The following is a 23,706-nucleotide window of genomic DNA, read 5'->3' on the forward strand; positions in this document are numbered from 1 at the left end:
GAGCATTGCCATGCCCTTCTTCGGTTGGGCGTGGCACCGCGCTGCGCGCGGTGCGGGCGGCTCTATTAGCATTAGCGCGGCATCGGATTACTGGCGCGGTTGTAGGGCGTCCAATTGGTGATTTCGGGGTAATACATCTGACGCCAGCGGCGCACGCGCGGGTTCATCATACGGCGCCAGACCGGCGGCATCATCGCGGCAATGGTCATCACCGGATAGCCGTAGGGCAACTGAGGCGCATCGGCTTCGGTGTAGTTCTGCAAAAGGGGAAAGCGTCGATCGGGTTTGTAGTGGTGGTCCGAATGACGCTGTAGATTTATCAAGAGCCAGTTCGACGCCTTGTGTGCCGCATTCCAGGAATGGCAGGGGCGCACATGTTCGTACTTGCCATCGCCGAGGTGCTTGCGAGTTAGACCGTAGTGCTCCACATAGTTCACCAGCTCTAGCTGCCAGATGGCGACACCCGCCTGCACCAGGAACAGCACCAGCCCGCCGAAGCCACCCAGAATGACCGCAAGCAGCAGCATCGCGCCCTGCAAGGCCCAGTAGCGGAAGAAGGGATTGGAAAGATCCGTCCAGGGACGATCTTTCTTGGCGAGCTTCTCCTTCTCGGCGCGAAAGGCGGATTGCCAGCATTCGCGCAGCACGCGCGGATAGAACCGGTGAAAACCCTCGTTGTAGCGTGCGGTGACCGGATCGCGCGGGGTGCCGACATAGCGGTGATGCACCAGGAGATGCTCTGATCGGAAATGCGAGTAGAGCACCATCGCCAGAAGGATATCGGCCAGCCAGCGCTCAAGGCGGCTGCGCTGGTGCATCAGCTCGTGACTGTAGTTGATGCCCACGGTGCCGCTGATCACGCCCATGCCGAAGAATAGGCCGAATTTCTCCAAACCGCTGAGGCTCTCGTTTCCGGCCACATAGGCGATCAACCCGAACAGCGTCAGGAATTGGATCGGGACCCAGGCGATGGTCAGAAGGCTGTACCAGCGCAGGTCATCCTCGGGAGTCTGGGGATCGGCATTGTCGAGGTGGAGGCCAAAAACGCCATCAAGTGCGGCAAAAAGGTACCATGTCACCAGCGGCGTCAGCAGAATCCACCAGCCGCCCATAATTGCGGAGAACCATAACAGCGGCACCAGGAGGAAAGACAGCCAGAAGGGCAGGGCAGATTGCCAGCGCCGCAGGGTGTCCGGCGTGATCCTGTGTGCGATACGGTCGGCAGTTGCAGAAGGTTTCATCCTCGGCTCTCCGATGAACTCATGGCGCGTCTGGTGAAACCCTATGCCGGGAGGGTTGGAAACCCAAGGGGGCGAATGGCCTCAGTTTTTCGCGTTTTTGTCCCCGCGCCACAGGTCAAAGGCCTTGCGCATCACCGTGGGCAGGTCGGATGGGCGGAAATCATGCTTGGTGATCACCTCTTGCGCTGGGCCAGGGGAGAAACTGCCCGGCAGTTCAGCCACCATCACCCGCAGGATCAGGTGGAAATGGGTGAAGGTATGGCGCACTTCGGCACCCAGATCCTGCCAATCGGCCTTGAACGGCGGTGCAGGCTCGGGCGCGTCATTCCAGTCCGAACCGGGCCAGCCAAGCATGCCGCCCAACAACCCCTTGTCCGGACGTCGCTCAAGCAACCAGTCGCCTGCAGCGCTCCGCGCAAGGTAGACGATACCATGGCGGGTGGGCTTCGGTTTTTTCGGTGTCTTCTTGGGCAGCTCTGCCGCCGTGCCTGCAATGCGCGCTGCGCAAGGATCCCGCCAGGGGCAGATGCCGCAGGCAGGCGATTTCGGCGTGCAGATGGTGGCGCCCAGATCCATCACCGCCTGAGCATGGCAGCCGGGGCGCTCTTGCGGTGTCAGCTCTGCTGCACGCTCTTTCAAGAGCGGCTTCGAGCCGGGGAGCGGCTCGTGAATGTCATGTAGGCGGGCCATCACCCGCTCTACATTGCCATCCAGAACCACTTCAGAGTGGTCAAATGCGATCGAGGCGATGGCGGCGGCAGTGTAGGGGCCGATGCCGGGGAGTTTCAGCAGGCCCTCGTAGGTGTCGGGAAAGGTGCCATCCAGATCACGCGCCACGACACGTGCGCATTTGAGGAGATTGCGGGCGCGGGCGTAGTAGCCAAGACCGGCCCATTCGCCCATGACATCAGCGTCAGCTGCAGCAGCAAGATCCATGACCGTCGGCCAGCGGCTTGTGAAACGGTGAAAATAATCCTTCACGGCGGCAACGGTGGTTTGCTGCAGCATCACCTCGCTCAGCCAGACGCGATAGGGATCGGGCAGTACACCTGCCGCGCGATCCGCAGGGCTGACACGCCAGGGCAGGCTGCGGGCGTGGGTATCGTACCAAGCCAACAGATCGCGCCCTAGCCCTTCGGCATCCTCTTTCAGGTCACGCATAGTTTACCCCCTGCCTGATCTTGTTTCGCTGGCGCTTGCAAACGGACCCTTTACAATAGGGCGCACAGTCACGCAAAACCACAGTCATGTCAGTCAGACGCAGCAGCACACGCGGGTTCGCACGGACCTCCAAGCTTTTGAACGATCAGATTCGCAAGGCGGGCGAAAGCCGGGGCTTTGCGGTGTCCCGTCTGCTCACCCATTGGGAAGAGATCGTCGGCACCGATCTGGCGGCTATGGCGCGGCCCGTAAAGGTCGGCTACGGGCGCAGCTCCTTCGGGGCGACGCTAACGGTGCTGACCACGGGCGCCAATGCGCCGATGCTGGAAATGCAAAAGGAAAAGCTGCGGGAAAAGGTCAACGCGGTCTACGGCTACAATGCGATCTCCAAAGTTCTGATCACCCAGACCGCTCCGATCGGGTTTTCCGAAGGTCAGGTCTCGTTCAAATATGCGCCCAAACAGGCCGCTCCGATCCAGCCCGATCCACAGGCGGTTACTGAGGCCGCCCAAGTGGCCGAAGGTGTCGGTGATGAGGGGCTGCGCGCCGCGCTGGAACGGCTGGGGCGCAACGTTCTTACAAAACAGAAAACAATGCGAAAGGGGTATGAATGACCCGTCTTATGTCTGGTGTCTTTGCCGTGGTGGCGCTTGTTGCCGGGGCCTATGCCATCTCTGGACTGGGTGGCCAAAACCGGTTGCCTGAAAACCCGCTGATCGGCGCTGCTGTCGCGCAGGAAGCCGAGGTCGACACCTCGACCATCATCGAGATGGTGCAGGGCGCCGAGGACGCGCCGGTGACACTGATCGAATACGCCTCCTACACCTGTCCGCACTGCGCCAACTTCCATACCGGCCCTTATAAGCAGCTGAAGGCGGATTACATCGACACCGGCAAGGTCAAGTTTATCTACCGTGAGGTCTATTTTGACCGCTACGGCCTCTGGGCATCGGCCATCGCGCGCTGCGCTGGCCCGGATAAGTTCTTTGGCATCACCGATCTGATCTTCCAGCAGCAATCCGAGTGGGCCCGTGCTGGCGGCGCCACCGAGATCGTTGATGCGCTGCGCAAGATCGGCCTTTTGGCTGGCCTCGAAAAGGACCAGCTGGAGGCCTGCCTGCAGGACGGCACCAAACTGCAGACCTTGGTGACCTGGTATCAGGAAAACGCCGAAAAGGATGATGTGACATCGACGCCGTCTTTCGTTCTGAACGGCAGGAAGATCGAGAACCAGTCCTACGAGTCCTTCAAGGCACTTATAGACGCTGAACTGGAAGGCTAATCCGCTTCAGAAATGCGAGAAGGCAAAACCCGGTCCCAGTGGCCGGGTTTTTCAATGATGAAATCGACAAGGCGTTTTGGTCCGCTTTGAGCCCCGGAGCTGTCACCCTTTGGATGGAACTGTGCGAACAGACACCTAGGGCTTGAGTTGTGGACGTGTAATCGTCGCTTGCTTTAGGATGCTAGCAAGAGATCAACGAAAGGACCATCTCGATGCGGATACTTGTATCTACTCTCGCGGCGGCGTTTGTCATAGCGGTAGGTGGAGCGAATGCCGCGGAGACGATCAGCGGATCAGTCACATACCGCGAACGGATTGCCATGCCGCCCGGTGTGACCCTTGAGGTGCAACTTGAAGACGTATCACGGATGGACGCCCCGGCAAAAATCATCAGTGAGGTAACCATGAACGAGGCGGGCAACCCGCCATACGACATCATCATCCCCTATAACCCAGACGCAATACAGGATGGACGGCGCTATACCGTGCGCGCCAGTCTGCGGATGGGCGAGCGGTTGTTGTTCACGACTGACACTCATACCCCTGTCCTATCGGATGGCGCGGGCACCGACGTGTCGATAACCATGGTGCAGGTACAGGTTCTGGCTGAACCGCCCCGCCGAATGATCGGAGAGTTCGTGTATTTCGCGGATGCTGCGACGTTTACCACATGCGGAGGAGAGGAAACCTATCCAGTTGCTGTGGAAGGTGCGTATCCCATTGCGGAACGCGGTTACCTCGACGCGCAGCCTAAGCCGATGGCTTCGGTCGTTGCCGTCTTGGACGGAGAGATTGTCGAACGCGACGGCATGGAAGGCGGTCGGCGCGATATGCTGGTGATTGACCGGCTTGCCGGGTTCGTGCCCGGGATGACCTGTGAGCGTGCAATGGCCGACGCGGATGTCGAAAACACCTATTGGCGCATCCTGTCGATTGGCGGCGCAACGATTGAGGCCGCCGAGGATCGGCGAGAGCCGCACATCATCCTGCGTCCAGATGAAGGGGCATTTACCTCAACCATTGGCTGCAACACCGTCAATGGAAGCTATTCATTCGATGTCCCATCACTCAAGCTGGCTGCAGGCCCCATGACCATGATGGCTTGCCCACCGCCGCTCGATGAGGTCGAACGGGCATGGACCGAGGGCATAGCCTCGGTTAGCGAGGTCATCGTGACAGGTCCCACGATGGAGTTGCGTAGTGCGGAGGGAAAAACTGTTGCGTTTCTCGAGGCCGTGGCGCTGCCCTGATCAGCCACCAAAGGATTCACAAATCGATTCTTTCGTCGTGTAGAATCCTTGCCTGTGGCCCAACGGCGGAAAAAACCGCAAAGCAGACCTTACAGTGTTTTCGCTTATTCCGGCTAAGCTGGCCGTGGTGCCTTCCGTTTCACAAGATCCGTCAAAGTATCTGCATCTTCGATCTCAAGGCGCACGGGTAGTGTGATCACCTTGTAGCGGAAACTCGCAGGCAGGCGTACGGCGTCTTTTTCGGTGGTGACAAGCTGGGCGTTCAGCGCTTTTGCCTCCGCTTCCAGCCGTGTCAGCAGCGCTGCTGGAAGGGTCTGGTGATCATCCAGCGCCTCGGCCCGGACCAGATCGGCGCCGAGGGCTTTGAGCGTGTCAAAGAACTTTTGCGGATAGCCGATCCCGGCAAAGGCGAGAACCCGCGTTCCCTGCCAGGGCATTCCAGTTGGCAGGGGGGCGAGGTGCCCTGTGACGTGAGGCAGATCCCCGATGGCTTGGCCCCACAGGCGGGCGAACTTCTCTTGCGCTGCAGGATCACCGATGGAGAGTACGGCATCGGCGCGCTTCAGCCCCTCGGCCACCGGTTCGCGCAGGGGGCCTGCGGGCAAGCAGCGGCCGTTGCCAAAGCCCCGCGCCGCATCCACCACCACCAGGGACAGATCCTTTGCCAATGCGGGGTTCTGAAAACCGTCGTCCAGAAGGATCACCGTTGCACCCGCATCCGCGGCCGCGCACGCTCCGGCGGCGCGATCGCGGGCGACCCAGACATCGGCAAAGGCGGCCAGCAACAGCGGTTCGTCCCCGGTGTGTGACGCCTTGTGCCGCGCCGGGTCCACCTCTTCGGGGCCAGTGATGCTGCCGCCATAGCCGCGGCTGACCACATGGGGTGTGTGCCCCATGGCGCGCAAGGCTTCGATCAGCCAGATCACGGTGGGGGTTTTGCCAGTGCCACCTGCGTTCAGGTTGCCAACGCAAATGACCGGAACCCCAATGCGTTCCGGCGTCGCTTTTGAAAGGCGAGAGCGGGTTGCAGCCGCGTAGACCCAGCCGAGCGGCGCAAGGAGCGTTGAGCGTAGATCAAAGGCGCCGACCGGTTTGGTCCAGAACTCAGGAGGTCGCATGATGGGCCTCCCGCTCATCCAGAAGGTCCTGCACCCGGTCGATCAACTCATCCGTCACTGCCGCGCCTTCAGTCACGGCCTCCCAGCCGGCAAGGGCCATTTCGGCGGCCATATCCGGGGCGGAGAGATGCAGCACCATTTCAGCCAGTTCCTGTGCCGTGTAGATACATTCGGCGGCGCCCACCTCGGCCAGTTGGGCATAGATTTCTTGGTGGCGCACCGTTCCGGGCCCATGCAGGATGGCCGAGCCAAGCGCGGCCGCATCGAGGGGAGAATGCCCCTCGCGCCCGCGCAAGAGGCTACCACCCATCAGGCAGACCGGTGAAAGACGGTACCAAAGACCCAGTTCCTCTCCATCGGTCAATAGGATCTGGGTGTAGTCATCCGGCACGTCTCCGGCCTCCCAATCGGCAAATTGCAATCCACTGTCGCGCAGGGCCGAGCGAAAGATTTCAAGGTTGGCGGCACCGTCCGGGGAAAGGACCAGTATCAGCCGATGGAGCAGCCGAAGCGCGATCCGCTGTGACTCCAGGACCATTGGCAATTCATCGGGGCGCACATGGGCAGCTAGCCAGACGGGCCGACTTCCCAGCGTGCTCTGCATGTCTTCAAGGTCGTCGTCATTGCAGCCCGGTGGGGTGGTCGATATCCGCAGACGCCCGGAAACCTGTACTTTCTGCGGTGACAAACCGATGCGCAAAAGCTGGGCGCGCACGACGGGATCGGCTGTTAGGATCGCGGAAAACCCATCAAACATGCGTTTGCGCTGATCAGGAAGCCAGCGGCTGGTGCGGCTGGGCAGTTCGTCCTCCGTAACATCTACTAAAAGCGCATCAAGTTCCTGCTCGCGCATACGGCGCAACAGGGTGCGGCGCAGTCTGCCACCGGACCAGATGCAGAAGTCAGGACGCCAGCGGTCCAGAAAGGCACGCACATCCACTACGGTATCCGGAGGCAGGAGACCTGCAGCAATATCGCAGCCTTCGGTATCCTCGGGCACAACCATGTCTGGCTCCCAGGTGCCCAGGATCACAAGATCTGGTCGGGCCGTCTTCAGCCGGGCGCCAAGATCACAGAGCGCCAGAAAGCGTTCGGTGCTGGTGGCATGGACCCACAACACTTCGCCGTCCGGGCGGCCGGTCTGGTCTGGCATGGAGGCTTCGCTGAGGGCCATGGTGTCAGTCCGTCAATTCCAGTCATCAGGTGGCGCGCAAAAGCGGGTCAGCCGCCTATGCCGGGTCCGTTCGGATCCAGCGCCGCGATCAACTCCTTATGCAGGGCCTTGGGCCCGGCCACCACCCCATCAAGCAGTGGCACAGGGTTGTTGAAGCGCAGATCGCTTCCAAATCGGTCACTGGCCCGCCCGCCGGCTTCGCGCAGGATCAGATCACCGGCGGCGATATCCCATTCCCAGCTGCGTCGCAGGGTCAGCATGGCGCCTGCACGGCCATCGGCCACCTTGGCCATGCGATAGGCGAGCGAGGGGCGATAGCTGCGGTTGAAACCGGGCGGCTGGCGGCCTTTCCAGTGTTCCGGGGCAAGATTGGGCCGTGCTGTCAGCACATCGGCCTGCGCAAGGTCGGTGAGGGCGCTGGTTTCGATCGCGATGCCGTTCAGAGCAGCGCCTTGCCCCAAAGCCGCCGAATACATCCGTTCGCGTTGGGGCAAATAGATGACGGCGGCGGTGATCCGCCCACCCCTAGCCACGGCAAGCGAGTGCGCCCAGGTGCGGGACCCTTCGGCAAAGGCGCGGGTGCCGTCGATGGGATCAATGATAAAAACGCTGTCTCGTGTTAGCCGGTCTGCGCTGTCCTCGGTTTCCTCGGACAGCCAGCCATAATCGGGTCGGGCGGCGGGCAGCATCTCCTCCAGAAGAGCATTGACCGCCAGATCAGCCTCGGTCACGGGGCCTTGGCCATCCGGCTTGTCCCAGCGCCGCGCCTCTGGCCCGCTAAAGCGCAGGGCGATCTCACCCGCAGCCTCTGCGGCGCGGGTCAGCAGATCCAGATCCGACATGTCGCCTATCTGCAGATCCTCAGTTGCCGGCAAGCGTCATCCCCTCGACCAGCAGCGATGGCACCACGCGCGACAGATAGCTGCGCGCATCATTGGCAGGCACGATCCGCATCAGCATCTCAATCAGATTACCCGCGATGGTGCATTCGTTGACCGGGTAGGCGATTTCGCCGTTTTCCACCCAGAAGCCCGAGGCGCCGCGCGAATAGTCCCCGGTGTTGGGGTTGATGGTCGATCCGATCAGCGAGGTCACCAGAAGGCCAGTGCCCATGCCCGCGATCAGATCGGCGCGGCTTTGATCGCCCTCGGTCAGCGCAATATTCCAGTTCGACGGTGATGGCACCGAGCCGATGCCGCGCGCGGCGTTGCCGGTGCTTTGCATGCCCAGCTTGCGGGCCGAGGCCAGATCCAGCGTCCAGCCGGTCAGCACGCCGTTCTCGATAATGGAACGGCGCCGGGTGGGCAGTCCTTCGCCATCAAAGGGGCGGGAGCCGGCGATCCGGGGGCGGTGTGGATCTTCGATCACCGACAGATGCGCGGGCAGAACCTGCTGGCCGAGAGAGTCCTTTAGCCAGGAAGAGCCACGCGCAATGGCCGCGCCATTGGCTGCCGACAACAGGTGCCCGATCAAAGAAGAGGAAATCCGCTCGTCGAACAGGACCGGATAGCTGCCGGTCTTGGGCTTGCGCGCGCCAAGCCGGGCCACGGCGCGTTCGCCCGCGGTGCGACCTATGTCTTCGGGGCTGCGCAGATCGGTTTGATAGGTGCGGGAATCGCCATCATAGTCGCGCTCCATCCCGGTGCCGGTGCCGGATATACCTGTGCATGAGGTCGAGCGCCCGGTGCGTGTGTAGCCGCCTGCAAATCCTGTTGAGGTCGCAAGGTACACCGTGTGGCGGCCATAACCCGCTGCCGCCGACTGTACCTGAGTTACGCCCTTGATGGCCTGGCAGGCAGCCTCAGCGGCTAGCGCGTCGTCCTGCAGGGCGGCGGGGGCGGGTTCGTCAGCAGGGTCAACGAGATCCAGTGCCGCCAGATCCCAGCCCTTGGCCAGTTGCTCGGGATTGGCGAGGCCTGCGTAGGGGTCTTCCGGTGCTTCACGAGCCATCGCGACAGCGCGTTCGGCCATGGCCGCGATGGTTTCGGGGCGGCTGTCCGAGGAGGAGACCTGCGCCTGCCGTTGTCCAATGAAAACCCGCAAGCCCAGATCCGTGCCTTCCGAGCGTTCGGCATGTTCCAGCTTACCCTCGCGCACCTCAATGCTGAGCGAGGAGCCATCTGCGGCCATTGCATCGGCGGCATCGGCGCCAGCCTTGCGCGCGGCATCGATCAGGGCATGGCAGAGGGTTTCGGGAGATTGGGTCATGCGCAAAGGGCCATCTTGTTATTCTGAGTTGCCATAGAGCTAGCCAGAGTGACCCCCTGCCGCAAGGGCAGAGGGCAGAATGATCCACAAATGCCAATAAAAAGGGACCGCTCAGGGGCGGTCCCAAACATGCATCCTCGCGAGAGATTGGTTACTTCAGGCGCTGACCGTTGGCCAGGATCTTGCCATCCTCAGTGATCTCGATCTTGGAGTTCAGCGTATCCTCGCCTTCACCCGGAACCGCCAGCATGCCCATCATCATGCGCGCGCCCATTGCATCTTCATCGCTCATCAGGCCCATCTCGATCAGCTTGTCGATCAGCGTATTTGCGCCGCTAAGGGACAGGTTTGCTTCACCTGATGGTGCAGGCATGCCGTCAAAGCTGACCAGATCTTCGTTGTTGAAGGTGAAATCGCCGGTGCCGGTCAGCTTGGCGCCTGCGGCGGAGACCAGCAGTTGCTCGATTGTGACCGCGTTCAGCTCACCCGGTGCGATGTCGCCGTCCTCGACCTGCTCCATGGCTTCGGGATCGAAGATGTCAAACAGGACCTTGCCCTTGCCTGTGAGGCTCAACACCACGCTTGCCGGATCATGTGGCAGTGTGCCTGCTGGGTCGATCATGCCCCACAGCATTTCCGGCACGGCAAAGTCACGCAGGGAAATGCCGAGGGCAAAGTCCTGCTCTTCCTCGGACTGGGCCAGTGGCATGGTGATGTTGAAGCCCGCCTCGGCCATGCTCAGTGCGATCGGGAAAGGGATATCAGAGCCGGTGACGTTAAAGTCCATATCCTTCTGGCTGACGTCATAGGAAAGCTTGCTTGCATCCATCACCATGCCGATGTCGCCACCGCCAGAGGTGCTGTTGAAGGCAAAGTTATCGCTGCCATCCTGGATCGAAATCGCGGAGTTGCCGCTTGCATAAGAGAAGGAGGCGTCAACACCAAAACCAGAGGCCAGAAGCGCGGCCATGTCACTTGCCTTGTCAAGCTCGGTGGGCACGGTGCTGTTGCCGAGGGTTTCCACCCCAAGCATCGTTCCAACCGCTGAAACGTGATCATCACCACCCGGCTCCCGGACGTCGATGTTGTAGGTGAAAGAGGACGCGGTCCAGCTCTGCATGTAACTGCGTGCATCGGTCACAGACAAGGTTGTCTTTGCGACAAAATCAGAAAGACTTGCGCTGGCTTTGACGGCCCCGGCCGGAATGTCCTCGCCGGTTGCCTCGATGCTGTCCAGCGTCACAGTCATCTGGCTGGTGGCATAGTCATAGGTCATGGCCGTTGGATCGCCGGAAACTGTCATCGGCGTGCCATCGTGGGCGACGGTCACGGAAACCGTGAATTTCTCGTCATCCTCGCTCGCGCGGACGGTCATCGGGAATTCTGCTGGCAGCAGAATGCTTACGGTTCCGTCGCCGTTCTCGGTGAACTTTATCTCCGGCATGCTGATCGCCGCCGTCACGTCTTCCTCATCGGGGATCGGCATCATCATGGACAGGTCCGAAACGGTGAGGGTGCCGCCGGACTGGCTTTCGGTGGCGGTGATTTCATAGCCCGTGCCTGTCATGTAGGACTTCCAGTCCGACCAGACGTCCTGGGCGCTCAAATCGGCCAGCGCTCCCTGCGCCGAGAAAGCAAGCATGGCAGTGGCGCCAAAGCTGCGCACAAAGAAAATGGACATTGGATGAAACCTCTCATAGCCGGCATTTTCAACCATCGTCCGATGGTGCGTCCCTGCCGTCAAGGGGGCCTGGGGCTGGACCGTTCCCCCTAGGCGGTTTACCACATACACAGGATTGGAACCGCCGCAGGGGTGGCCGAAGGATTTGGGAGCGAAATCATGGATATGAAGGGCAAGACCGTTGTCATCACCGGGGCCAGCCGTGGCATCGGGGCAGATGCGGCGCGGGTTTTCGCGGCGGCGGGGGCAAGCGTTGTCCTCTTGGCGCGCAGCGCTGCGGCGTTGGAGGATTTGGTAGCAGAGATCGGCGACAAGGCGCTGGCCTGTGCCTGCGACGTGGCTGATCCCGAAGCTGTTTCAGCGGCACTGAAGAAGGCGCATGATCAATTTGGCAGCCTTGATGTGCTTATCAACAATGCAGGCGTGATCGACCCAATCGTTCGCTTGGAGGAAGCGGATCCGGCGGCCTGGGGCAAGCTGATCGACATCAACATCAAGGGTGTCTTCTATGGCATCCGCGCGGCCCTGCCGCTGATGAAACCGGCCGGTGGCGGCACAATCATCACCGTGAGTTCCGGTGCCGCGCATAATCCGCTAGAGGCCTGGAGCGCCTATTGCACCTCCAAGGCAGGCGCGGCGATGCTGACCCGTGCGCTTCACCTTGAGGAAGGCGAGAATGGCATCCGTGCCATGGGTCTGTCTCCCGGAACCGTCGCCACCCAGATGCAGCGTGAGATCAAGGCCAGCGGAATAAACCCGGTGAGCGAGCTCAACTGGAAAGACCACATTCCCGCCGAATGGCCGGCGCGGACGCTGCTTTGGATGTGCAGCGGCGACGCAGATGAATATGTTGGACAGGAGATCGCCCTGCGCGATGAGTCAATTCGCCGCCGGGTTGGGCTGATATGATTGATCTGGCTATTTCAGACGACGGCCTTTGGACGGTCACGATCAACCGCCCGGAGAAGGCCAACTCCCTGACGGGGGAGATGCTGACGGAGCTAGCCGAGATTGCCGAGCGTGCGGGCGACGCCCGTGGGTTTATTCTGACAGGCACTGGAAAGGTCTTCAGCGCTGGTGCTGACCTGGATGAAGCACGGGCCGGTCTTGCAACCTCGCCGCTGTGGGAGCGGCTGTCGGCTGCCATCGCCGCGCTGCCCTGCCTGAAGATCGCTGCCCTGAACGGCACGTTGGCAGGGGGTGCCAACGGCATGGTTCTTGCCTGTGACATCCGTGTTGCGGTGCCTTCGGCGAAGTTCTTTTACCCGGTAATGAAGCTGGGCTACCTGCCGCAGCCTTCGGACCCGGCGCGCATGGTGGCGCTGATCGGTCCTGCCCGCACCAAGATGATCCTGGCCGGTGGGCAAAAGATCGAGGCCGAAGAGGCCTGCGCCTGGGGGCTGGTGGACCGGATCGTTGAGGCTGATGATCTGATGGAGAGTGCCCGAGCTTTGCTGAGTGATGCGCTGGCCGCCCAGCCCGAAACAGCCCAGGGCATTCTGCAGATGTGCCGCTAGGAGGAAGGCGGCTCCCGCCCGTCCTTGGGGCATTTGCATGCCCCGCGTCCCGTTGGGCGTAGCGCCGCGCTGATGCGCGGCGTTTCCTTTTGCTGAGAGGCCCTCTGAAGGCAGGATCTGCCTCTGAGGGCCATATCAAGCGTATTGGCTCCGCCATCGCTTCAAGGCCCTTTGGCCCTGCTGCGCAGGGTGGCCTTTGGCCAGCCTTGACCCGCTGCCGGTGCCACGGCGCGCCTTAGCGTTTGCGCCGCTTGCCGGGGACGCGGGAGGAAAAGCCGGGCGGGCGTTTCTGGATCCAGGTGATGAAACGGGCAAGACGGGGATGGCTGTGCAGCGCTTCGACGGTGGAATAGTCGCGGGCGAGTTCGGCCTCGGTCAGGGCTGCGTGGATTTCGCGGTGGCAGATGTGGTGGAGCAATACGGTCGGCCCGCCCTTGCCGCCTTTGAGTTTCGGGACGAGGTGGTGCAGGCTTTGCGGGACATCCGCAGGTATGGGGCGTTGGCAGAGGGGGCAGATCGGATCTAACATCTTGGCCTCTCGTCTTTGCGGCTTGGGTGCAATAGATGCGGCGGAAACAGGCGTAGGCAAGGGGTGACATGGGCGATCAGGTGGAACAGTGGGATGCGGTGGTGATCGGCGCCGGACCAGCGGGCTTGATGGCGGCCGAGGAGCTGGCGCGCGCCGGGTATGCCGTGCTGGTGGCGGAGGCAAAGCCTTCTGTTGCGCGCAAATTCCTGATGGCGGGAAAGTCGGGCCTGAACCTGACCAAGGATGAGCCTTTCGAGGATCTGATCGGTCACTACGGCGCTGCGCGGGGCTGGCTGGCGCCGATGGTGCGGGCGTTTGATGCGGGTGCCGTGCAGGACTGGGCGCGCGGGCTGGGGCGCGATCTGTTCACTGGCTCCAGCGGGCGGGTGTTCCCGAAGGAAATGAAGGCCTCCCCCTTGTTGCGGGCCTGGCTTGCGCGGCTTGAGGAACTGGGCGTTATGCGGCGGACGCGTTGGCGCTGGACCGGCTGGGAGGGTGAAGACCTGACCTTTGACACCCCTGAGGGACCGGCGGCGATCCGCGCCAAGGTGACCGTCCTGGCGCTGGGCGGTGCAAGCTGGGCGCGGCTCGGCTCGGATGGGGCCTGGGCGCCGTTGCTGGCGGAGCGGGGCGTGCAACTGGCGGCCTTCAAACCGGCCAATGCCGGGCTGGTGGTGGCGTGGTCGGATCACATTGAAACGCATTTCGGCGCGCCCCTGAAAGGCATCGCGCTGCGGGCCGGGGCGCTGTCTTCGCGCGGGGAGGCGGTGATCTCTGCTCGCGGTCTTGAAGGGGGCGGAATCTACGCCATTTGTGCAGAGGTGCGGGAGGGGGTGGATCTGACCCTGGACCTGCTGCCGGATCTGACAGTTGAAGAGGTCACGCGCCGGTTGCAGCGTCCACGCGGCAAGGCGAGCCTGTCGAACCATCTACGCAAGGTGCTGAAACTGCCGCCCGTGCAGATCGCCATTTTGCAGGAATTCGCCCGGCCCCTGCCGCGGGACCCGGAAGAACTTGCGGCGCTGATCAAAGCGCTGCCTGTACGCCACCAGGGGCTGCGACCGATGGACGAGGCAATCTCGACCGCTGGCGGCGTCTGCCACGAGGCCTTGGATGAGGCGTTGATGCTGAAAGCTGTCCCCGGCACGTTTTGCGCCGGGGAGATGCTGGATTGGGAGGCGCCTACCGGGGGCTACCTGCTGACTGCCTGCCTTGCCACCGGGCGCTGGGCCGGGCGGGGCGCGGTCGATTACTTGGCCAACGCCGCGGTGCGCTGAAAGGCCTCGCGGCTGCGCACCGTCTTGGAATAGTCCAGCAGGATGCGGCTTTCGACTGGGAACTTGGCGCCATAGGCCCAGTTCAGGCAGTGCACGCAGATGATATCGGCAACGGTGAAGTCTTCGCCCATCAGGTAGGGGCCGGTCAGGCGCTTCTCCAGCCGGGCGATGTTGCGCTCGAACTCCCAGCGCAGGCTGTCCTTGATTTCGGGCACACGCTGCTCTTCGGGCAGGGCAAAGCTGTGGCGGGCGGCGGTCCACAAGACCGCGTCGATCTCATCCAGGATCTGGTGCATCACGGCGTCCTGTTTGGCGCGGGCCATGGTCCCTGCGGGGGCGGTGAGCGCGCCGTGCTTGTCGGCCAGATAGGTGATGATGGCGGTGGAATCGGTGATCACCTCGCCATCTTCGACCAGGGCCGGAACCTTGCCCGAGGGGTTCACGGCGACGATATCCGGGCTGTGCGGGGCGGCGGTGTTCAGCTCGTAAGGCTGACCCAGTTCCTCAAGCGTCCAGATCACGCGGAAGGCGCGGGTCATCGGTTTGCCGATCACGGTGTACATGTGTCTCTCTCCCAAATGTGTTGGTCGCATCAGATGCGCGCGGATGTCGTAGCGTCAAGGCATAAGAATTGGGACGTTACGGCCTAGCGTGACCGGCCCAGCATGGCGAGGCGGATCAGGGCGCGCTCCATCAGGGCCAGCGCGGGTGCGGTCTGCCCGGCAGAGCGCAGCTGCAGGTCTGTATCGGTCAGAATGGTCAGCGCGGTCTGGAGTTTTGCCGCGCCCCAGCCCTGTGCCTGCCGCAGCACCCGGTCTCGGCGTTTGCCATAAAGCGGCGGGCGCAACCGGCCGATGCCCTGCGCAGGACCGCCCGGATCGGCGGCCACGGTGTAAAGCGTGCGGAAATGGCGGGTTGCCCCGATACAGAGCGTCACCGCATTGGTGCCTTGCGCCTGCAGCCTCCGCAATAGCGGGCCGATCTCGGCGCTACGGCCCTCGGCCACCACGTTCAGGACATCGTCCAGCGCGGCCTCGGTGGATTGCGGGGCAACGGCATCGATATCTTCCAGCGTGAGGGGGCTGGTGTCGTCATATTTATAAAGCGCGAGCTTTTCGATCATGCGGGAGAAATCACCTGGCCCGATGTCATTGGCGATGTCCGTGAGGGCCGACATGCTGTCGCCGGGCACATCTCGGATCTGCGCCTCGGACAGGATTCGTTCGATTTCGGCGCGCGAGGGCGGATCGTCGTAAATGCCGGCGGCATAGGCGTTGCGGTGGCCTTCGAACCCTTTGCGCAGTTTGGATGTGGCCTTGAGCTGACCGGCGGTGACGATGATCTGGGCATCGCCCGGCTGCCAGTCCTCCAGCGTGGTCAGAATCGCGGGGGCCGCCGCATCTGTAGCGTCCTCGACAAAGACGGCGCGGGCGCCGGGAAAGAAGCCCACCGCCTTGACCGCATCCAAAAGCTGCGCGGGATCCTTGCGCAGATCAGAGCCGGGCATGCGCGACAGGCGCATTTCTTCTTCGGCGCCGGGGCCTAGCAGTGCGGCCAAAACCTGCTGCCGTTTCAGTGCCACCCGCATGGAATCGGCGCCATAGATCAGAAGGCCGGTCTTGTCCGGGGCGGGCTTGGCGAAATAGCCCTCTGCCTCACGTGGGGAGAGTTTCATCCCTCTACCGGATCGGTGGATGCAGGTGACAGATCCGCCGTGGTCAAGAGCCGCGCTGTGATCTGATCGGCGAGGATCTGCATCAGTCTCTCGTGCGCGTCGCGTTCACCGGCCAGGGTTTCCACGGTCGACCCCGTTGCGGAATATCCGGTGAAGGCGTCTTCGCTGCCGCTGGCAACAATCACGCCGTCCGAGAGGCGGGTCAGCACAAAACCTGCAGTGCCCACAATGGAATAGCGGGTGGTCGCATTGTCGGCGGTGATCGCCTGCCCCTCGCTTCGGGTGCTGAGGGTCAGATCAAGCCGGTAATCGCCGCCCACGGCGCCGCCGTCGCCGCGTCCCAGGTTCTCCTCAAGGCTACGCACCAGGTGATAGGCATCCACATCACTGTCGGCACGTATTTCTTCGGGGGATTGCACACGTACTTTTCCGAATAGGCCAGCCCCCGTGCCCCCCGGTGCATGAACCGGAGTGAAACCGCAGGCCGACAGTCCAAGGACCACGGCCAGCGGCAAAAGGAGTATATGCCTCAGATTAGGCAACAACATTGACGATACGGCCCGGCACCACGATCACCTTTTTGGGGGCGCCGCCATCCAGCGCCTTTTGCACAGCTTCGTGCGCCAGCGCGAGTTTTTCAACCTCGTCCTTGGGCAGATCCTTGGCCACGGTGATTTCACCGCGCCGCTTGCCGTTGATCTGGATCGGCAGGGTCACGCTGTCTTCGACCAGCATCGATTCGTCGGCAACAGGCCAGGGTGCGATAGCCACCAAACCTTCGCCGCCCTGTGCTTCCCAGATGGCTTCTGCTAGGTGTGGGGTCATCGGCGACATCAGCTGCGCCAGGGTGCGGATCGCCTGTTTCTGCGCGGCGGCGCCCGCCTTGGATTTCGCCAGCGTGTTGGTGAAGGCGTAAAGCTTGGCAATCGCGGCGTTGAAGCCGAAGGATTCCACGCCCAGCGTCACGTCACGGATCGCCTTGTGCATCTCGCGCAGAAGATCCTCATCGCCCGAACCGGTCTGGCCTGCGTCCATCTCGGCGATCTTCACCGAAAGGTTCCAGACCCGGTTCAGGTGCTTGAAGGCGGCTTCGGCCCCGGCGGCGGTCCATTCCACGTCCCGCTCCGGCGGGCTGTCGGACAGCACGAACCAGCGCGCGGTATCGGCGCCGAAGGACGAGATGATGCTGAGCGGATCCACCACGTTGTTCTTGGATTTCGACATCTTGGCCGAGGGAATCACCTCAACCTCGGCGCCGGTTTCCTTGAGGAAGGCCTTGTCGCCCTGCAGCTCTACTTGTTCGGGGTAGTGATAAACCGGGCGGCCATTGTCGCCCATGGTCTGGTAGATCGCATGGGTCACCATCCCTTGGGTGAAGAGCGCATCGAAGGGCTCTTTCGACTTTTCGGGCAGGTGGCCGCAGATGTGCATCGCGCGGGCAAAGAAGCGCGAGTACAAGAGGTGCAGAATCGCGTGTTCGATGCCGCCGATGTATTGATCGACGTTCATCCAGTATTCTGCTTCTTCCATCACCGTGGGCGTTTCGGCGCGCGGGGCGGTGAAGCGGGCGAAGTACCAGGACGAATCGACGAAGGTATCCATCGTGTCGGTTTCGCGTTGGGCGGGCTTGCCACACTTGGGGCAGGCACAATCGCGCCAGGTCGGGTGGCGGTCCAGCGGATTGCCGGGCTTGTCGAAACTTACATCATCCGGCAGGCGGACGGGCAGGTTTTCCTTTTTCTCGGGCACTACGCCGCAGCTGTCGCAATGGACGACCGGAATCGGGCAGCCCCAGTAGCGCTGACGGGAAAGTCCCCAGTCACGCAGGCGGAACTTGGTGACGCCCTGGCCCCAGCCTTCGGCCTCGGCCTTGTCGATGGTGATGTTGATCGCCTCTTCGCCGGTGGCCTCGTCGAGACCTGCGAAATGGTTGATCCATTTCACCTTTTCGGTCTTTGGCGGCACGAAGGCATCGTTCTCGACCGGCTTGGGATCGTCCAGCGCGACAAAGGTATCGGTGACCGGCAGATCGTATTTGCGGCAGAAATCAAGGTCGCGCTGGTCGTGCGCAGGGCAGGCAAAGATCGCGCCGGTGCCATAGTCCATCAGGATAAAGTTCGCGATCCAGACCGGCAGCTCCCAGTTTGGGTCCAGCGGGTGTTTTACACGGATGCCGGTGTCGCGGCCGAGTTTCGGAGCGGTCTCGATGGCTTCGGCTGTGGTGCCGCCCTTGCGGCATTCGGCCAGAAATTCGGCCATCTCGGGGCTTTCTGCCTCAAGCTGCTTAGCAATCGGGTGATCGGGCGAGATACCCACAAAGGATGCGCCCATCAGCGTGTCGGGGCGGGTGGTGTAGACCTCGATCGCTTTGCCGCCATCGGTGCGCTCGAACGAGAACTGCAGACCGCGGGATTTGCCGATCCAGTTTTCCTGCATCAGCCGCACCTTGGCGGGCCAGTTCTCCAATCCGTCCAGCGCCTCTAGCAGTTCCTCGGAGTAGTCGGAGATCTTGAAAAACCACTGGGTTAGCTCGCGCCGCTCCACCAGCGCGCCGGAACGCCAGCCACGCCCGTTTTCGACCTGTTCGTTGGCCAGAACGGTCATGTCGACCGGGTCCCAGTTGACCACGGCGTTCTTGCGGTAGACGAGACCTTTTTCAAGGAAATCAAGGAACAGGGACTGCTGCTGGCCATAGTATTCGGGATCGCAGGTGGCGAATTCGCGGGACCAGTCGATCGACAGGCCCAGCGGTTTCATCTGGCCGCGCATGTCGGCGATGTTGTTATAGGTCCAGTCCTTGGGGTGGCCGCCGATGGCCATTGCGGCGTTTTCCGCGGGCATCCCGAAAGCGTCCCAGCCCATCGGGTGCAGCACGTTGTGGCCGGTGGACATCTTGTAGCGCGCCACCACGTCGCCCATGGTGTAGTTGCGCACATGCCCCATGTGGATGCGGCCCGATGGGTAGGGGAACATCTCCAGGACATAGTACTTTGGCTTGTCTGCCGTCCGTTTGGCCTGGAAAATCCCGGCTTTATCCCAGGCTTCCTGCCATTTTGCTTCGATCTCGGAGGCAGAGTAACGCGACATGGATGCGGTCCTTTGAGAGTGAAAACGCCGGGCGATGGGGCCCGGCGCTGGTGATAATGATGTTTTTCGCGGCTTTCCAGAGGGTAGAGACCTTAGAAGTTTTTGTCCGCAATGCGCAGCTGCCGTGCGCGCGACAGAATCGCATCTTCGACCGCCCGCGTGGTGGAGGCGCTCACCGGTCCGCCCTTGGAGTGGAGTGATACATTCAGCGAACGCGCATCCAGCGCGGGATCCTTGATATGGACCGTCGCGCGATAAGCCCGTCCACCGCCGGGCGGGGTGCCATATCCGGTAACGATCACACCGGTGAAGGGGTCGACGCTTTGAACGGGCAGAAAGCTCAATACATCCATGCTGGCATTCCAGAGGTAGCGGTTGACCTGCACTTTCTGGTCCGGTTTGCCGCCAAAGACATCCCAGATCGAAGAGCTACTGCTTTGAGCCGCGTCCACATCGTTATTGAATTCTTGTGGTACACTGGTGTTGGCCGGGCGGTTGTTGCCGCGCCCGCCGCAGGCGGCGACGCCCAGGCAGAGTGCGCCAATGAGTGTTACCTTGGAAATAGTCTGCAGTTTCATAGCCGCTCCCGGAGCCTTTGACCTGAGGCAGTCCTATCGCATGCGCTACAAGCGGGGCAAGCGCTTTAGCGCGGTGTCCTACAAGCACGATTCACAGGCTGAACAGAATTCCGATCCTGGCATGTATAACGTCAGTCCAGCGGACAGCTTCGAGGGAGCGCATTTTCAAAACGGTTTGGGCGAAGGTGGAAAACGTCAGGGTCGAAACGAATCCGAGAGCGGTGACACAGGCGGACATGATCCCGGTAGAGGTATATATGTACATGTACGGGGCTTCGAAGGCGATCCTGCTGCAGTCCAATCACCGCTGCTGACTGGGCGTTCAAACCACATGGTAAACAGAACTGTGGCAAAACTGCACCATCATGGGGGGCAATGATCTGCGGTCAATGGGCACCTCTTGCCAAACCGGGGGCTAAAAAGCGAAACCCCTTGTCATACCCACGCCGGATTCCCCGGTTTGGGCATGTGAATTGAAAACCGAGGGAAAAACTATGAAAAAGGTTCTCTTCGCAACCACCGCGCTGATCGCGACCGCGGGCATGGCTGCTGCAGACGTCAAATTCGGCGGTTACGGCCGTTTTGGTCTGGACTACAACTCCGCTAACGAGCGCGTCGTCGGCCGCTCCAAAACCAACATCACCAGCCGTCTGCGTCTGCAGGTGGACATGTCCACCGAAACCGACGCGGGTGTTGGCTTCAACGCTCGTTTCCGCGCACAGGCTGAAAGCCGTGACGGCACCGCCGGCACCGCAGTATTCAACGGCGCTCGTTTTGGTGTGACCTACAACGGTATCACCGTGAACGTTGGCAACATCATCGGTGCTGTTGAAAACGCACCCGGCCTGTATGCATCCGGCACCCGTTCCGCCGGCACCGGCATCGACGGCATGGGCTTCCACCAGATAGCGATCAAAACCAACGGCGGCACCACCTTTAACTGGGATGCTTACTCCTCCGCTGGCACTGGCGTGAACGGCATCGAAGCTCTGTACTCCGCTGGCGGCTTCACCGGTCACCTGTCCTACTCGCAGCGTAACGGCGGCACCGTTGCCGGTACCGCAGGCGGCGAAGACCGCACCGGCGCAATGGTCACCTACTCCTTCGGCGACTACTATGTCACCGCAGCGATGCAGTCCTCCTCCGTTGCAGCCAACGACATCACCTTTGCTGCCATCGGCGGTAACTTCGGTGCATTCGGCGCGAAACTGGCATACGGTTCGACCGACCAGGTTGACTCGTTCACTCTGGAAGGCAACATGGACATCGGCGCAGCGTCCAACATCCTGGTTTGGGTGAACTCCGCTGACGCACCTGGTTCCGTGTCCACCGTTAAAGGTGACGGCGGCGTTGACGGCACCTCCTTCGGCATCAACTACCAGTACGACCTGGGTGGCGGCGCAACCATCGTTGCCGGTTACGTTGACGAAGCCGACGACGACAACCAGTTCCAGGCTGGTGTGTACTTCAGCTTCTAAGCTGAACCACGCTTAGCGTGAAATTGGGGGCGGGCCTGCTTGCAGGCTCGCCCTTTTCTTTTGCCTCTTAACATTTTGCCCCAAACAGTGTTTCTCTGCGCCGAGATCCAACCGCATTTTCATTGCTCGGAGGCCACCCATGTCCCTGGAAGAGATCAAGACCCGCATCGCAAAGGCCGAACAGGCCGCAGGCCGCGCGTCGGGATCGGTGCATCTGATCGCCGTGTCCAAGGTCCAGCCTAACGAGCGGGTAGAAGCCGTGCTGGAGCAGGGCCACCGCTGTTTCGGGGAAAACCGTGTGCAGGAGGCCGCAGGCAAGTGGCCCGATTTTGCAACGCGATTCGACGGGATTGATCTGCATTTGATCGGCCCTTTGCAGACCAACAAGGCCCGTCAGGCGATGGAGCTGTTCGACAGCATCCACTCGGTCGACCGCCTCAAACTGGCCAAGACCCTTGCACGCCTCGCGCAGGAGATCGGCCATTGCCCGGATCTCTTCATTCAGGTCAACACCGGCGAGGAAGAGCAGAAGGCGGGCGTGCTGCCTGCCGATGCAGATTCCTTCATCGCGGAGTGTCGCGCGCTGGATCTGCCCATCAAGGGGTTGATGTGCATCCCCCCGGTGGACGAAGAGCCGGCGCTGCATTTCGCGCTATTGGCCAAGATCGCCAAACGCAACGAGCTGACCGGCCTCTCGATGGGGATGAGCGGCGATTTTGAGAGCGCCATCGCGCTTGGCGCAACCCACGTGAGGGTCGGCTCGGCCATCTTTGGCGAGCGGGTCAAACCGGCGGAATGATAACCCGGCAGCCGTGCCGAAGGCGTGGCGCAATCCAGTGCAGGTCGCTGCGACTGAAGGCGATGCAGCCTTCGGTCGGGTAGCCCGGCCTACGCCATTGATGCAGGAAGATCGCCGAGCCGCGCCCCTTGACCGCACCCGGCCAGTTCCAGTCGGTGATCAGCACCAGATCATAAAGCGGATCGGCGCGGCGCAGGCGCTCGTGACTGTAGCTATGCGGCGTGCGGACCATCAGGTTGTAGTCAGGATCTTTCACATCGTCTGACCACAGATCATTTGGCCCGATGGGAACCGCCCAATTCGCAGGTCTTGCGATGCGATCGGGCCGATAAAGCATCCCGACAATGCCATGTATGCCTGTCGGCGTCGCGCCATCGCCTTCGCGCTTGTTTGCAGTCAGCCCGCCTTTTCCGATTGAACAGGGCAGGGTGCGCCCCATGAAGCGGACACCGCGCGGCGTCAGGACCAAGTCAGAGGCAGAGGCGGCACGCGTCATCATCATAGCATGTGCCCCGATTTGGCAGCCTTGGTTGCAAGGTAGGCGCGGTTGTGGGCGTTTTCGCCGACCTTCAATGCAACGCGCTCAGTGACGGCAACTCCGGCTTTCTCCATCATCGCGATCTTGCCGGGATTGTTGGTCATCAGGCGGACGGCATTGAAACCCATTTCTTTTAGGATCGCCGCGCCGAGGCGGAAATCGCGCTCATCATCCTCGAACCCAAGACGGTGGTTGGCCTCGACCGTGTCGAACCCCTGATCCTGCAGGCTGTAGGCGCGCATCTTGTTGGCAAGGCCGATGCCGCGCCCTTCCTGGTTGAGGTACAAGAGAACGCCCGCGCCTTCTTCGCCCATCTGCGCCAGCGCGCCGCGCAATTGCGGGCCGCAATCGCATTTTAGCGATCCGAGGACGTCTCCGGTGAAACAGGCCGAATGCAGCCGCGCCAGTACCGGCTTGCTGCGGTCGGGGCGGCCGATTTCAACGGCGTAATGTTCTTCGCCGCCGTCTTCGGGCCGGAAGATGTGCAGGCGCCCAGCCTCAGCGGCATCCATGGGCAGGCGGGCTGCTGCGACCGGGTGGAGCGGAGAGCTTTGGCTCAGGAGCGGTTCGGCGGCGGCCTCGGCAATGCGCGTCAGCCCATAATCGCCAACGTAGGGCGCACTCGAGTCGATAGGCACCACAAGCGCAGCGGGCAGCAGGCGCGCCGATTTCACCAGCGCGATGGAAAGGCGGTGCAGGTCTGCAGGCCCGTCGCGCAGGCTGATAAGCGGGCCTTTCATCGGAGTGTTCAGGTCATCCGCGGGGTCGGCGAGCGCCTGTATCCAGCCCATGGTGGCGTCCGCCGGAACTTCGATCCGAGCAAGATCGCCATCATAGGCGCGTGCTTTGAGCGTTTCGGCGCGCCGTGCGGTCAGCGCCAGTGATACCGGACCAAGAGCGCGCAGGTCCGCCAAGCGCTCGGCCGTAAGGCTTTCGGCTGCAAGCGCCAGTGTTGTCGTGCCGCCCCCCTCTAGCACCACGGGCAGCCCCATGCGAAGATCAACCCGCGCGCGGGCCAGCAGTTCGAGTGTGGTGGGCAGCAGGCTCATGCAACCATCCGGATGTTCGTGACATTATAACGCTCCCTACCTAGGCCCAAATGCAACGGAAGTG

Annotated in this window: 23 protein-coding genes; 8 read left to right on the top strand and 15 right to left on the bottom strand. The window is 61.9% G+C overall.

What is annotated here, in order from left to right:
• Positions 1 to 71: 71 nt before the first annotated feature.
• Together INS80_RS07120 and INS80_RS07125 are read right to left on the bottom strand one after the other, a co-directional pair.
• Positions 72 to 1,241: an alkane 1-monooxygenase gene (locus INS80_RS07120; RefSeq protein ID WP_192964968.1), complete on the bottom strand. Its 1,170-nt coding sequence runs from the start codon at positions 1,239 to 1,241 to the stop codon at positions 72 to 74.
• Between the two features lie 81 nt (positions 1,242 to 1,322).
• The gene (locus INS80_RS07125; protein WP_192964969.1) at positions 1,323 to 2,402 is read right to left on the bottom strand and encodes an A/G-specific adenine glycosylase; all 1,080 of its coding nucleotides are present in this window, start codon (positions 2,400 to 2,402) and stop codon (positions 1,323 to 1,325) included.
• An 86-nt stretch (positions 2,403 to 2,488) separates the two neighbouring features.
• Between INS80_RS07125 and INS80_RS07130 the strand changes: the two genes are divergently transcribed.
• The 3 genes from INS80_RS07130 to INS80_RS07140 all read left to right on the top strand — a co-directional run bounded on the left by INS80_RS07130 (position 2,489) and on the right by INS80_RS07140 (position 4,934).
• On the top strand, positions 2,489 to 3,016 hold the full coding sequence (locus INS80_RS07130) for a DUF721 domain-containing protein (RefSeq protein ID WP_192964970.1): 528 nt from the start codon (positions 2,489 to 2,491) through the stop codon (positions 3,014 to 3,016).
• Positions 3,013 to 3,684 (top strand): DsbA family protein, encoded by a 672-nt coding sequence (locus tag INS80_RS07135; RefSeq protein WP_192964971.1) that lies wholly within the window; start codon positions 3,013 to 3,015, stop codon positions 3,682 to 3,684. The genes INS80_RS07130 and INS80_RS07135 overlap by 4 nt, the downstream gene beginning before the upstream one ends.
• A gap of 212 nt (positions 3,685 to 3,896) precedes the next feature.
• The gene (locus tag INS80_RS07140; protein ID WP_192964972.1) at positions 3,897 to 4,934 is read left to right on the top strand and encodes a YbaY family lipoprotein; all 1,038 of its coding nucleotides are present in this window, start codon (positions 3,897 to 3,899) and stop codon (positions 4,932 to 4,934) included.
• A gap of 113 nt (positions 4,935 to 5,047) precedes the next feature.
• Here INS80_RS07140 and lpxK read toward each other — a convergent pair whose 3' ends face one another.
• The 5 genes from lpxK to INS80_RS07165 all read right to left on the bottom strand — a co-directional run bounded on the left by lpxK (position 5,048) and on the right by INS80_RS07165 (position 11,115).
• Positions 5,048 to 6,052, bottom strand: a complete 1,005-nt coding sequence (gene lpxK / locus INS80_RS07145; RefSeq protein ID WP_192964973.1) for a tetraacyldisaccharide 4'-kinase — start codon at positions 6,050 to 6,052, stop codon at positions 5,048 to 5,050.
• The gene (locus tag INS80_RS07150; protein WP_192964974.1) at positions 6,039 to 7,226 is read right to left on the bottom strand and encodes a 3-deoxy-D-manno-octulosonic acid transferase; all 1,188 of its coding nucleotides are present in this window, start codon (positions 7,224 to 7,226) and stop codon (positions 6,039 to 6,041) included. The genes lpxK and INS80_RS07150 overlap by 14 nt, the downstream gene beginning before the upstream one ends.
• A 47-nt stretch (positions 7,227 to 7,273) precedes the next feature.
• On the bottom strand, positions 7,274 to 8,068 hold the full coding sequence (locus INS80_RS07155) for a 3'(2'),5'-bisphosphate nucleotidase CysQ (protein ID WP_192967220.1): 795 nt from the start codon (positions 8,066 to 8,068) through the stop codon (positions 7,274 to 7,276).
• A gap of 19 nt (positions 8,069 to 8,087) precedes the next feature.
• The gene (locus tag INS80_RS07160; protein WP_192964975.1) at positions 8,088 to 9,434 is read right to left on the bottom strand and encodes a TldD/PmbA family protein; all 1,347 of its coding nucleotides are present in this window, start codon (positions 9,432 to 9,434) and stop codon (positions 8,088 to 8,090) included.
• Between the two features lie 151 nt (positions 9,435 to 9,585).
• A complete protein-coding gene (locus INS80_RS07165) occupies positions 9,586 to 11,115 on the bottom strand; it encodes a DUF2125 domain-containing protein (protein WP_192964976.1) in 1,530 nt (509 codons plus the stop codon).
• A gap of 159 nt (positions 11,116 to 11,274) precedes the next feature.
• Between INS80_RS07165 and INS80_RS07170 the strand changes: the two genes are divergently transcribed.
• Both INS80_RS07170 and INS80_RS07175 read left to right on the top strand, forming a co-directional pair.
• Positions 11,275 to 12,024 carry an SDR family oxidoreductase gene (locus tag INS80_RS07170; protein ID WP_192964977.1) on the top strand — a complete coding sequence of 250 codons (750 nt, stop codon included), beginning with the start codon at positions 11,275 to 11,277 and terminating at the stop codon, positions 12,022 to 12,024.
• On the top strand, positions 12,021 to 12,632 hold the full coding sequence (locus tag INS80_RS07175; protein WP_192964978.1) for an enoyl-CoA hydratase/isomerase family protein: 612 nt from the start codon (positions 12,021 to 12,023) through the stop codon (positions 12,630 to 12,632). The genes INS80_RS07170 and INS80_RS07175 overlap by 4 nt, the downstream gene beginning before the upstream one ends.
• 235 nt (positions 12,633 to 12,867) lie before the next feature.
• On the opposite strand, the gene INS80_RS07180 is transcribed toward INS80_RS07175, so the two are convergent.
• Positions 12,868 to 13,161, bottom strand: a complete 294-nt coding sequence (locus INS80_RS07180) for an HNH endonuclease (protein ID WP_192964979.1) — start codon at positions 13,159 to 13,161, stop codon at positions 12,868 to 12,870.
• A 68-nt stretch (positions 13,162 to 13,229) separates the two neighbouring features.
• Between INS80_RS07180 and INS80_RS07185 the strand changes: the two genes are divergently transcribed.
• Complete coding sequence (locus INS80_RS07185) at positions 13,230 to 14,438, top strand: TIGR03862 family flavoprotein (RefSeq protein WP_192964980.1); 1,209 nt, start codon at positions 13,230 to 13,232, stop codon at positions 14,436 to 14,438.
• Here the strand turns inward: INS80_RS07185 and INS80_RS07190 are convergent.
• From INS80_RS07190 to INS80_RS07210, 5 genes are all read right to left on the bottom strand, one after another.
• Positions 14,411 to 15,001: a glutathione S-transferase family protein gene (locus INS80_RS07190; protein WP_192964981.1), complete on the bottom strand. Its 591-nt coding sequence runs from the start codon at positions 14,999 to 15,001 to the stop codon at positions 14,411 to 14,413. The genes INS80_RS07185 and INS80_RS07190 overlap by 28 nt on opposite strands.
• 83 nt (positions 15,002 to 15,084) lie before the next feature.
• Positions 15,085 to 16,113 carry a DNA polymerase III subunit delta gene (gene holA, locus INS80_RS07195; protein ID WP_192964982.1) on the bottom strand — a complete coding sequence of 343 codons (1,029 nt, stop codon included), beginning with the start codon at positions 16,111 to 16,113 and terminating at the stop codon, positions 15,085 to 15,087.
• A complete protein-coding gene (gene lptE, locus INS80_RS07200; RefSeq protein WP_192964983.1) occupies positions 16,110 to 16,661 on the bottom strand; it encodes an LPS assembly lipoprotein LptE in 552 nt (183 codons plus the stop codon). Before lptE ends, holA begins: the two co-directional genes overlap by 4 nt.
• A complete protein-coding gene (gene leuS / locus INS80_RS07205; RefSeq protein WP_192964984.1) occupies positions 16,648 to 19,200 on the bottom strand; it encodes a leucine--tRNA ligase in 2,553 nt (850 codons plus the stop codon). The genes lptE and leuS overlap by 14 nt, the downstream gene beginning before the upstream one ends.
• Before the next feature lie 92 nt (positions 19,201 to 19,292).
• The gene (locus tag INS80_RS07210; protein ID WP_192964985.1) at positions 19,293 to 19,778 is read right to left on the bottom strand and encodes a DUF3576 domain-containing protein; all 486 of its coding nucleotides are present in this window, start codon (positions 19,776 to 19,778) and stop codon (positions 19,293 to 19,295) included.
• Positions 19,779 to 20,272: 494 nt separating this feature from the next.
• On the opposite strand from INS80_RS07210, the gene INS80_RS07215 reads away from it, so the two are divergent.
• On the top strand, positions 20,273 to 21,256 hold the full coding sequence (locus INS80_RS07215) for a porin (RefSeq protein WP_192964986.1): 984 nt from the start codon (positions 20,273 to 20,275) through the stop codon (positions 21,254 to 21,256).
• Positions 21,257 to 21,395: 139 nt separating this feature from the next.
• Positions 21,396 to 22,055: a YggS family pyridoxal phosphate-dependent enzyme gene (locus tag INS80_RS07220; RefSeq protein WP_192964987.1), complete on the top strand. Its 660-nt coding sequence runs from the start codon at positions 21,396 to 21,398 to the stop codon at positions 22,053 to 22,055.
• Here INS80_RS07220 and INS80_RS07225 read toward each other — a convergent pair.
• Positions 22,039 to 22,554, bottom strand: coding sequence for a L,D-transpeptidase family protein (locus tag INS80_RS07225; protein ID WP_226892582.1), 516 nt, complete (start codon positions 22,552 to 22,554; stop codon positions 22,039 to 22,041). The genes INS80_RS07220 and INS80_RS07225 overlap by 17 nt on opposite strands.
• The gene (gene ribA, locus INS80_RS07230) at positions 22,554 to 23,642 is read right to left on the bottom strand and encodes a GTP cyclohydrolase II (RefSeq protein WP_192964988.1); all 1,089 of its coding nucleotides are present in this window, start codon (positions 23,640 to 23,642) and stop codon (positions 22,554 to 22,556) included. The genes INS80_RS07225 and ribA overlap by 1 nt, the downstream gene beginning before the upstream one ends.
• Between the last annotated feature and the right edge of the window lie 64 nt (positions 23,643 to 23,706).

It is taken from the genome of Phycobacter azelaicus, from assembly GCF_014884385.1.
Classification (GTDB): domain Bacteria; phylum Pseudomonadota; class Alphaproteobacteria; order Rhodobacterales; family Rhodobacteraceae; genus Phycobacter; species Phycobacter azelaicus.

Bases quoted from the DNA above. Each gene is read 5' to 3' on its own strand.
- INS80_RS07120 (WP_192964968.1), bottom strand. From the start codon at position 1,241: ATGAAACCTTCTGCAACTGCCGACCGTATCGCACACAGGATCACGCCG.
- INS80_RS07125 (WP_192964969.1), bottom strand. From the start codon at position 2,402: ATGCGTGACCTGAAAGAGGATGCCGAAGGGCTAGGGCGCGATCTGTTG.
- INS80_RS07130 (WP_192964970.1), top strand. From the start codon at position 2,489: ATGTCAGTCAGACGCAGCAGCACACGCGGGTTCGCACGGACCTCCAAG.
- INS80_RS07135 (WP_192964971.1), top strand. From the start codon at position 3,013: ATGACCCGTCTTATGTCTGGTGTCTTTGCCGTGGTGGCGCTTGTTGCC.
- INS80_RS07140 (WP_192964972.1), top strand. From the start codon at position 3,897: ATGCGGATACTTGTATCTACTCTCGCGGCGGCGTTTGTCATAGCGGTA.
- lpxK (WP_192964973.1), bottom strand. From the start codon at position 6,052: ATGCGACCTCCTGAGTTCTGGACCAAACCGGTCGGCGCCTTTGATCTA.
- INS80_RS07150 (WP_192964974.1), bottom strand. From the start codon at position 7,226: ATGGCCCTCAGCGAAGCCTCCATGCCAGACCAGACCGGCCGCCCGGAC.
- INS80_RS07155 (WP_192967220.1), bottom strand. From the start codon at position 8,068: ATGTCGGATCTGGATCTGCTGACCCGCGCCGCAGAGGCTGCGGGTGAG.
- INS80_RS07160 (WP_192964975.1), bottom strand. From the start codon at position 9,434: ATGACCCAATCTCCCGAAACCCTCTGCCATGCCCTGATCGATGCCGCG.
- INS80_RS07165 (WP_192964976.1), bottom strand. From the start codon at position 11,115: ATGTCCATTTTCTTTGTGCGCAGCTTTGGCGCCACTGCCATGCTTGCT.
- INS80_RS07170 (WP_192964977.1), top strand. From the start codon at position 11,275: ATGGATATGAAGGGCAAGACCGTTGTCATCACCGGGGCCAGCCGTGGC.
- INS80_RS07175 (WP_192964978.1), top strand. From the start codon at position 12,021: ATGATTGATCTGGCTATTTCAGACGACGGCCTTTGGACGGTCACGATC.
- INS80_RS07180 (WP_192964979.1), bottom strand. From the start codon at position 13,161: ATGTTAGATCCGATCTGCCCCCTCTGCCAACGCCCCATACCTGCGGAT.
- INS80_RS07185 (WP_192964980.1), top strand. From the start codon at position 13,230: ATGGGCGATCAGGTGGAACAGTGGGATGCGGTGGTGATCGGCGCCGGA.
- INS80_RS07190 (WP_192964981.1), bottom strand. From the start codon at position 15,001: ATGTACACCGTGATCGGCAAACCGATGACCCGCGCCTTCCGCGTGATC.
- holA (WP_192964982.1), bottom strand. From the start codon at position 16,113: ATGAAACTCTCCCCACGTGAGGCAGAGGGCTATTTCGCCAAGCCCGCC.
- lptE (WP_192964983.1), bottom strand. From the start codon at position 16,661: ATGTTGTTGCCTAATCTGAGGCATATACTCCTTTTGCCGCTGGCCGTG.
- leuS (WP_192964984.1), bottom strand. From the start codon at position 19,200: ATGTCGCGTTACTCTGCCTCCGAGATCGAAGCAAAATGGCAGGAAGCC.
- INS80_RS07210 (WP_192964985.1), bottom strand. From the start codon at position 19,778: ATGAAACTGCAGACTATTTCCAAGGTAACACTCATTGGCGCACTCTGC.
- INS80_RS07215 (WP_192964986.1), top strand. From the start codon at position 20,273: ATGAAAAAGGTTCTCTTCGCAACCACCGCGCTGATCGCGACCGCGGGC.
- INS80_RS07220 (WP_192964987.1), top strand. From the start codon at position 21,396: ATGTCCCTGGAAGAGATCAAGACCCGCATCGCAAAGGCCGAACAGGCC.
- INS80_RS07225 (WP_226892582.1), bottom strand. From the start codon at position 22,554: ATGATGACGCGTGCCGCCTCTGCCTCTGACTTGGTCCTGACGCCGCGC.
- ribA (WP_192964988.1), bottom strand. From the start codon at position 23,642: ATGAGCCTGCTGCCCACCACACTCGAACTGCTGGCCCGCGCGCGGGTT.